Annotated in this window: 8 protein-coding genes and 1 pseudogene; 6 read left to right on the forward strand and 3 right to left on the reverse strand. The window is 51.1% G+C overall.

The window, feature by feature from the left end:
• Positions 1-54: 54 nt before the first annotated feature.
• The gene (locus AC4FIC_RS00475; RefSeq protein ID WP_100255630.1) at positions 55-564 is read right to left on the reverse strand and encodes an Lrp/AsnC ligand binding domain-containing protein; all 510 of its coding nucleotides are present in this window, start codon (positions 562-564) and stop codon (positions 55-57) included.
• 81 nt (positions 565-645) lie between these two features.
• Positions 646-975: an HU family DNA-binding protein gene (locus AC4FIC_RS00480; RefSeq protein ID WP_273285055.1), complete on the reverse strand. Its 330-nt coding sequence runs from the start codon at positions 973-975 to the stop codon at positions 646-648.
• A 324-nt stretch (positions 976-1299) separates the two neighbouring features.
• Here AC4FIC_RS00480 and AC4FIC_RS00485 point away from each other — a divergent pair, with 324 nt between their 5' ends.
• Complete coding sequence (locus AC4FIC_RS00485; protein WP_287419402.1) at positions 1300-3618, forward strand: Tex family protein; 2319 nt, start codon at positions 1300-1302, stop codon at positions 3616-3618.
• A gap of 109 nt (positions 3619-3727) precedes the next feature.
• Positions 3728-5275 carry a glutamate--cysteine ligase gene (gshA, locus tag AC4FIC_RS00490; RefSeq protein ID WP_158524243.1) on the forward strand — a complete coding sequence of 516 codons (1548 nt, stop codon included), beginning with the start codon at positions 3728-3730 and terminating at the stop codon, positions 5273-5275.
• Positions 5276-5350: 75 nt separating this feature from the next.
• On the opposite strand, the gene AC4FIC_RS00495 is transcribed toward gshA, so the two are convergent.
• Positions 5351-5770: a flagellar basal body-associated FliL family protein gene (locus AC4FIC_RS00495; protein ID WP_273285052.1), complete on the reverse strand. Its 420-nt coding sequence runs from the start codon at positions 5768-5770 to the stop codon at positions 5351-5353.
• A gap of 195 nt (positions 5771-5965) precedes the next feature.
• Here AC4FIC_RS00495 and rsd point away from each other — a divergent pair, with 195 nt between their 5' ends.
• The 4 genes and pseudogenes from rsd to AC4FIC_RS00515 form a co-directional block, all read left to right on the forward strand.
• Positions 5966-6430, forward strand: a complete 465-nt coding sequence (rsd, locus tag AC4FIC_RS00500; RefSeq protein WP_273285050.1) for a sigma D regulator — start codon at positions 5966-5968, stop codon at positions 6428-6430.
• A 259-nt stretch (positions 6431-6689) separates the two neighbouring features.
• A complete protein-coding gene (locus tag AC4FIC_RS00505; protein ID WP_476194853.1) occupies positions 6690-7637 on the forward strand; it encodes a WD40 repeat domain-containing protein in 948 nt (315 codons plus the stop codon).
• A gap of 44 nt (positions 7638-7681) precedes the next feature.
• On the forward strand, positions 7682-8392 hold the full coding sequence (locus tag AC4FIC_RS00510) for a ParA family protein (protein WP_100255637.1): 711 nt from the start codon (positions 7682-7684) through the stop codon (positions 8390-8392).
• 115 nt (positions 8393-8507) lie between these two features.
• A pseudogene (locus AC4FIC_RS00515) lies at positions 8508-9197 on the forward strand (hypothetical protein); the annotation flags it as partial.

The following is a 9197-nucleotide window of genomic DNA, read 5'->3' on the forward strand; positions in this document are numbered from 1 at the left end:
CAGGGGGCAATCGATTGGATTCGACCTAGGCGGTGATGCAGTGGCTGGGTTGATCTAAGTCTTGTGCCGATGGGCGATTAAATCCAACGGCAAAATCGCGCTCTGCTTGGTTTCTTCAATGACAATATGGCTTTTTGACTCCCGCACGTGGGGCAAGGCCAGCAGCAGGTCGCCGAGATGCTTTCGGTAACTCTTTAAATCGGGCAAGCGCAGCTTTAATAGATAATCAGATTGTCCGGAAATAAGATGACATTCCTGCACATAAGCAATTTTTTCGGTAGCGGCATGAAAGGCTTGAAAGGTTTCCGGTGATTGGCTCACCAAGGTAATTTCTAAATACACCAAAAGCTCGAGGCCTAGGGCCTCGGTGCTCAGTTTGGCGTGGTAACCTTGGATATAACCCGACCCTTCGAGCCGCTTGACCCGGTCAAGGCAAGGTGTAGTCGACAGCCCAACTCGCTGCGCCAGCTCGACATAGGACAGGCGCGCATTATCCTGTAAGGCCTTGAGTATTTTCAGGTCGATTCGGTCGAGGGGGCGTTGCTTGGGCAATTCGGGCGTCAAAATCCTAACCTTAGGGCAAACGAAAAAAAATTTAGGATAGGCCTCTCAAAGACGAAAGCCAATAATATGTTATCCGTTTTGTTAGATCGCCATATCCTTTAATTTTTTCAATGGGCGAATCTTAACCGTGGTGGTCGCCGGCTTGGCGGCAATCATAATTTCTTCGCCAGTAAAGGGATTGACGCCTGGGCGGGCTTTGCGTGCCAGCTTCTTAACGGTCTGAATCTTCATTAGGCCCGGTAAAACAAATTCGCCCACGGCACGTTTCTTAATATGGCGCTCGATCAAGTCTGACAATTCGTCGAGTACCAGTTGCACGTCCTTCTTGCTCATCTGGGTATTGTCGGCAATTTCGGTAAGAATTTGCGTTTTTGTCAGCCGCTCTTTCAAGGCAGTTGTTTTCTTGGCCATTGGGATTTCCCTTAGTTTTAGTTCAAATGGAGTCACATTCCTCGGCCGATTATTGCAAAGTTCGCCAAAAAGACAATAGAACTTTGATTAATTCATGCAATGATCCTTCATGCTAGAGCCGTGGTTCCGCAAAAGGCACCCTCAACGATGGTCCTCTCGGTCAGCTTAGCGCGCCCCTAGGGCGCCCCATGAGGCATGCCCAGGCTTGCTTTGTTTCACCTTTGGAATCATGGAGTTAACGAGTATATGAAGGCTTGCATTCGAACCTCTTTTTACCAATTATAACAGCCATTATCTGGTTAACCGCTAAGCCCAAGGAAACCCATGTCGCAGATTGAACAAAAAATTGCCCGTGAACTCAATGTCCAGGATCGGCAGGTGGTTGCGGCCGTAGCCCTGCTCGATGAGGGCGCCACCGTACCCTTTATTTCCCGTTACCGTAAGGAAGTAACGGGCGGTTTGGACGACATACAGTTGCGCGCCCTGGAAGATCGACTGCGCTATCTACGCGATCTTGAGGATCGCCGTAAGTCCATTCTGGCCACCATCGACGAACAGGGTAAGCTGACCGATCCGCTGCGACGGGCCATAATGCAGTCTGAAACCAAGACGGAATTGGAAGACCTTTACCTGCCCTACAAAAAGAAGCGCCGTACCAAGGGGCAGATTGCTCGAGAGGCCGGTCTTGAGCCCCTGGCCGAGGCATTGCTCGGTGACCCAATGCTCGACCCGGAACTCCAGGCCGCGGCCTATCTGAACCCGCAGGCGGAGATAAACGATAGCAAAGCGGCGCTGGATGGCGCGCGCTATATATTGATGGAGCGCTTTGCCGAAGATGCCGCCCTGCTGGGCAAGTTGCGCCAATATATGTGGCAGTTTGGTCAGATTCAGGCGCGCCTGATTGCCGGCAAAGAACAGGATGGCGCTAAGTTCCAAGATTACTTCGAACACGACGAGGCCCTCAATAAGGTGCCCGGTCATCGTGCTTTGGCGATGTTTCGCGGGCGTAACGAGGGCTGCCTTAGCCTAGCCTTGGTGTTGCCTGACGAAGATCCGCGCAGTGCTGGTGCTGGCGCACTGATGGTCGCCGAAACCTTTGGTATCGAAGATCAGTCGCGGCCGGCAGATAAGTGGCTGCTCGACGTGTGCCGTTGGACTTGGCGCATCAAGTTACTGACCCATATCGAGACCGACCTATTCGGCCAAATCCGGGAAAGTTCTGAACAGTCGGCCATCGACGTCTTCGCCCAAAATTTGAAAGCCCTATTGCTGGCCGCGCCAGCCGGTCCACGTGCCACCATCGGTCTGGACCCTGGGTTGCGTACCGGGGTCAAGATTGCCGTGGTCGATGCCACCGGCAAGGTGCTCGATCATGGCGCGATCTTCCCGACCGCGCCACAGAATCGTATCGCCGATGCAGAAAAGGTACTCTCGGCTCTGTGCCTGAAATACGACATTGAATTGATTGCCATCGGTAATGGCACTGCCAGTCGCGAGACCGAACGGTTCGTAAAAGATATGCTCAAGAAGCATCCGGCCATTAAAGCCGAACCAGTAATGGTCAATGAATCCGGCGCCTCGATCTATTCCGCCTCTGAGTATGCCTCACAGGAATTCCCCGACTTGGATGTAACCATCCGCGGTGCCATATCAATCGCTCACCGGTTACAGGATCCGTTGGCCGAGTTGGTGAAAATAGACCCCAAAGCCATTGGTGTCGGACAGTACCAGCACGATGTTTCTCAGGTTGCTCTGGCGCGTCAATTGAACGCCGTGGTCGAAGACTGTGTGAACGGAGTCGGTGTCGATCTGAATATGGCATCGGCTCCTTTGTTGGCACGAGTGTCCGGTCTAAACCTAACCATTGCCAGCAATATAGTGGCGTTTCGAGACAGCAACGGCGCCTTTGCCTCGCGCAAGCAGCTGAAAGATGTGCCACGACTGGGGCCCAAGGCCTTTGAGCAGGCCGCCGGTTTTTTGCGCATCATGAACGGCACCGATCCACTCGATCGTTCTGGTGTCCATCCCGAGGCCTATGCCCTGGTGCATCGCATCGTGAAAACCAGCAGCAAGGCGGTTAACGACCTTATCGGCGACAGTAAATTTCTTAAGGCTTTAAATGCCAGTGACTACACCGATGAGCAGTTTGGTGTGCCCACCGTAATGGATATTATTGCCGAGTTGGATAAGCCGGGGCGCGACCCGCGACCGGAATTTAAGACTGCCGTGTTTCAGGATGGTGTCGAGCAGTTAAAAGATTTGCGTTTGAATATGGTCTTAGAGGGCGTGGTCACAAATGTCACGCACTTCGGCGCCTTTGTCGATGTTGGGGTGCACCAAGATGGTTTGGTGCATATTTCCGCCCTCAGCCACAGTTTCGTCGAGGACCCGGCAAAAGTTGTTAAGGCCGGTGATATCGTCAAGGTTAAGGTCATGGCAATTGATGCCCAGCGCAAGCGCATTGGGTTGTCGATGCGACTCGACGATGATGCCCAAAGCGAACCGGATTCGGCGACGCCCGGGGGTGAGCGCAGTGCTAACCGACGCGGCGGCAGCCGCAACCAAGCCAAGGCGCCCGTTGCGCCCGCCAGCACCTTAGACGCGCTGTTTGATCAGGCGCTTAAAAAGGGTGCGCGGCGCTAATTCGCCCGCACTCCGCCAGCCGGTGGCTGATGAATGGAATAGATCGGCCTCAGCTTGATCTATCCCGATTCAGCCCCATACTTTAGCTACATTTATCGAGGGCGCCACCTTGCCTGCCATTACCCGTCTCAAATTGCTTAAAGACTTACACAGTAATGCTTTCACCTTTCAGCGTGGCATCGAGCGCGAAGCCTTACGGGTCAGTAAAGCCGGCCAGATCAGCCAAGTTGGCCATCCGGAGAGTCTGGGCTCGGCCTTGACCCACAAATCGATTACTACCGATTACTCGGAAAGTCTGATGGAGTTCATTACCGGTGTGCACAGCGACAAAGGCCGGCTGCTAAACGAGCTCGATGCCTTACACCGATTTTCGTTCAGCCACCTAGATGACGAATGGTTGTGGTCTGGCAGCATGCCGTCGCTGTTGCCTGCGCAGGAAGAGATCCCTATCGCACAGTATGGCAATAGCCATATAGGGCGCCTAAAAACCATCTACCGACACGGTCTATGGCATCGTTACGGCCGGAAAATGCAGACCATCGCAGGGGTGCATTACAACTGGTCGCTGAGTGAAGAATTTTGGCGACAATGGGCCCTGGTGAATCATAAAACGGGTGACCTGACCGAGTTTAAGACTAACGAATACTTTGGTCTGATTCGAAATTTCCGCCGCCACAGTTGGCTTTTGCTTTATTTATTCGGTGCCTCACCCGCGGCTGATAGCAGCTTTCTCGACCATAGCTCAGCCGACCTGACGCCTTTGGGTGAACAGAGTCTCTATGCTCCCTATGCGACCAGCCTGAGGATGAGTGATCTGGGGTATTCCAACAAGGCGCAGGCGAATCTGTTTGTGTGCTTTAATTCACTGGAAAGTTATGCCGAAACTCTCTCCAATGCCATTCAAACACCCTATTCCGCATACGAACAGATGGGTCTAATGGCGCAAGGTGAGTATCAACAGCTTAATACCAGCGTGCTGCAAATCGAAAACGAATACTACAGTGATATCCGCCCCAAACGTGTTGCTTACTCAGGTGAGAAGCCACTCCATGCCTTGCGGTATCGGGGCGTTGAGTACATAGAGGTGCGCTGCCTCGACATCAACCCATTGCTGCCACTGGGTATCGATGAAGGCCAGATTGATTTTGTTGATTTGTTTTTGCTCTGGTGTTTAGTGCAAGATAGCCCGGAGATTTCGACGCTCGAATGCCAGCAGGTCCAGCGTAATAGCGAGCGTGTGGCACTGAACGGGCGAGACCCGAATTTAACCATACGCCATGGCGGCCGTGATCAGCTGTTACCGGCATTAGCCCAAACCTTGATGGAGTCGATAGCCGAATTCGCCGTCACGATCGATAAAAAGACCGGCACTGACTGTTACCAGAAAGCCTGCCAGCAGCAGCAAGACAAGATCGATGATGTCAGATTGACGCCGTCACATCAGGTCTTAGCGCAGATTACAGAACAATCATCTTACCTGAATTTCAGCCTAAAGCAGTCGGCTCAATTTGCGGCGCATTTTAGTCAGCCCTTGGCGCCGGAGCAGGTGGCCTTTTGGCAGCGCGAGACGGCTGCTAGCGTCGGTCGACAACGGGATATTGAGGCAAACGACAGCGGCACTTTCGATGATTTTTTGGCCGAATATCTGCGTCAGTAACCTGTCGCTGGCAAGGCTGCTGACCAGAGACTTGCCAGGATGTGCGGCTTTAAGCCGCTGTTGAATGGGCGCTGGTTAGCTCTGAACCACCCAAGAGGTAAACAAGACGCGATCAACCAGAATCTCGCCCGTCTCCTTAATCATTAATGCCTGCACAGCCTCAAGCGCCTGCTCGAGTATTTCTTCTCGACCGGCACTGCTGCGCACGGTTTCTTCCGATTGCCGAGCGAAGAGCATAATAATCTCATGGCGGATTGCATCTAGATGGACCGCCACCACAACTGCCGCCAGTTCGTCGCGCACGCGCAGGGTAACGGCCGCTTGCAGATATCGGACCTTAGTGGTTTGCCCGTAATTCAGCGTAAAGGCCGGCTGCAATTCGACATAGGCCGTTCCGGGGGGTAGGTCTGCGGCTACGGCAAAGGAAAAACCCATGCTTAAGACACAGCTCAAGGCAAAAAAACGAAATCTGTTTTTAAAGCATCGTGACAACATAAAATTCTCTGCGCTGACAAATAAAGAAGTATAGGCTAACGTGGTGTTTCTGTCAGTGCCCACACGTTTGAAAAACTGGCATAAAAAGCGTTTGTTGGTTGTCTGAAGGCCTTACTGAGCCTATATTGTACTAATAGGACATTCATTGCGGCGTTGTGTTGATGCCGTCATTAGCAGCGAGAATAGGTCATCCATATGTTGGAAAACTGTAAAACAGCTCAAGAGCGTTGGGGTGGTACACATGAAATGATCGATCGCTGGTTGTCCGATCGGCAACAGGCCTTGATCAGTTTTTTTGCCATTCAAGAGGCCCAAGGGAAAGAAAATCTGGCAGAACAACTGCAGATTTTCAGTCAACAGCTGGTCGATTATATCTCCGAAGGTCATTTTGAGATTTATGAGCAGTTATTTCGCGAAGCCAAGGAGTATGACGATGGTGGTTTGGAATTGGCCCATGAGCTGTACCCACAAATTGAACTGACAACACAGCGCTTGCTCAATTTTAATGATAAGTATGCGTCAATTGATCTGGTCGAGGCCAACATCGTCAACCTCAATGGTGATCTATCATCCTTAGGTGAAAAGATGAGCGAGCGATTCGATATGGAAGATCGGCTCATAGCGCGACTGCACACCGCACATCAAAAGACCTTGGCCTAACCGCTCACAAGGCAGTGACCCGTTTGGTGGGCCACGCTTGCTATTGGATAATTTAATAATTATGGGTTGCAAGACCGCCCCGCGGTCGATGGCGCTTGGCAATAATAGATTCACCCTAATCTGTCCGAAGCCATCGGCTCATTACCTAGCTCGCCCCCTACTCTGCTCAGCAATCTTGGCCGGCCTTAACGCCATCTTTCTTCGTTCCAAGTTCGGGCGGTGCTACACTGTCCGCAACGATCGCTGACTGTTGCCAATTATGAAGCCGATAACTCTATTTTTTACCTTGTGTTGGATCATGCTGCTAAATGGCTGTCTGCCACAAGGGCCAAGTTCAAAAGTGCAATTGGCCAGTCAGGGCATCTATTCCGCCGCCATCGATAAGATCGGCCAATCAGCTGTCGTGGGGTCTTATCTGCACGGTGGTTCGTACTGGGATCTGGAAAAAAAAGGCCGCAGTTTTAACTGGAATCACCGTGAGGGTTATCTAACCGAAATTCTTTACGGCGACATTTCATCTGATGGACGTTTTGCCGTAACCGCGAATTATTTCAACCTCGTTTTGTGGGACACAACGACCGGTGAGTCGATTTGGTTCTGGTCCGCACCGGCAAAAATTGAGGCCGTTGCGCTGTCCTCCGACGGACGGTTTGCCATGCTAGGTCTGGCCAATAACAGCGCGTTATTATTTGATGTTCAAAATGGCGGCCTTTTGCGAGAGTTTATCCATCAGGGACCAGTCGTGTCCGTGGCACTAAATATCGATGCAGGTATTGTGCTAACCGGTTCGGAAGACAGTAGTGCGCGGCTTTGGAATATTGGTGATGGCAGCATGCTCCGAGAGTTTAAATATTCCAATCAGGTGCCATTGGTAGCCTTGAGTCCGAGTGGCAAAAAAGCATTGATAGTGCCAGCCAATGAGAAAGCTGAAATATGGAATCTGAAATCCTACACCAGAATTTCGACTCTGCGAACAGCAAAATTCCGACTCTATAGCGGTCGCTTTGTGGGGGAAAATAGACTTTTAGTGGGTACAACGCACCGAAATATATTCGAATTTAATGCGACAAATGGTAAAAAAATTCAAACATGGAAGCTAGGAACCGAAGGTAAACAAGCATTTAAAAGCGCGATTGTGCTGGATATTGGCTGGTATCAGGGTAATTTGGTGGCGATTGGTTCAAATGGTTATCTATATGCTTTTTGACAAGTAAAAATCTGTTAGCATAGCTGGGCATTTATGGAGTGACCATGGTAACGACACATTTGACAACTGAACCACGCATCCTAGCGAAACCGACAGCGGCGCCCAAGCGGATCCTCATCGCAAACGCCAAAGGCGGCAGTGGCAAGACAACCATCGCGACTAATTTGTCGAGCCTATTTGCTTGCCGGCAAGAGCAATGCGCGCTTATTGACTTTGATCCGCAAGGTTCATCGACTCAGTGGTTGCAACTGCGGCAAACGGCGCGCGCCGAAATTCATGGCGTGTCGGCCTATAAAAAGGGTGCAACACAGGTTACTCGTACTTGGCAAATTCATAATCTGCCCGTTGGCACCACCAAGGTGGTCATCGACACGCCCGCGGGGCTGACCGGCCAATTGCTCAACGATCTAGTACGCGAATCTGATTTCATTGTTATTCCAGTTACCCCATCACCCATCGATATTCGTGCGACGACTCTGTTTATTAAAGAACTCTTTCTAACACCGGCCTATCGGAGCAGCCCTCGCCGGATCGCTGTAGTTGCCAATCGGGTGCGAAAAAACACCCTGGTATATTCGAAGCTCGAGCTGTTCCTGAAAAGCCTAAAAATCCCGTTCATTTCGACCTTTCGGGATACCCAATTTTATATCCGATCCTCCGAATACGGCTTGGGCATTCACGATCTAAGTAATGCTCAGGAGGCTGACATAAACGATTGGCAGAAGTTGGTCGATTGGATTGATGAAATTGAATAACCCGTTATGAAAATATTTAAAGAGAAAACAAAAGCTTGAATTTTTCAAGCCGAATCTAAATAGTGTCAAGTTGAATTAACAAAGTTTAATCACTTACCTTAAGAGGACCAAGGTCATGGCCGTTGCAAAGAAAAAACCAGCTCAATCTGCAGCAATAAAGAAAGTTGTTGCAAAAAAAGCCACTGTTAAAAAAGTAACGGGCAAGGCCGCCGCTGCAAAATCAGCGCCTGCTAAAGCCAAGGCACCTGCTGCCAAGGTTGCAGTTTCAGAAGTGGGAATCTTAAAGGCAGAATTGGTTAGTCTCGAAACTAAACTGTTGAAGGCTCAAGCAAGCGAATTGAGTGGCGCAGAAAAAGTAGTTTCAGCGCAGAGTAAGAAAGTGCTCGCGGCTGCCGCGAAGGTTAAGAAAGCCATCGCCGCAAAAACGAAAGCCGTTGCCAAGGCGAAAAAGCTAAAGACTGCTGCAGCTGCCGGTGCCGCGACGCAGGCAATTGCCATGGTCGCCGACGCTAAGGTCGTTGTAGAGGCTCTGAAAACAGAGCAGGCCGCCGCAAAGCTTGTTTTAAACGCAGCCAAAACTGAGGCCGCCCTAACGGCCAAACTTGCCAAAGGCATCCTTAAGCTCCGTAAAGACGAAGCTAAACGCCGTTCGATGGCCGCTGCCGTTGAAGCGAAAAAATTGACCGATGCGGCTAAAAAGACCGCCGCGGCAGAGAAAAAAGCTGCCGCAGTCGCCGCCCGCAAGGCTAAGGCTGTCGAGAAGAAGGCCGCAACCAAGGCCAAACTTGTAGCCATGAAAGCGGCC

Source organism: Reinekea sp. (assembly GCF_982785585.1).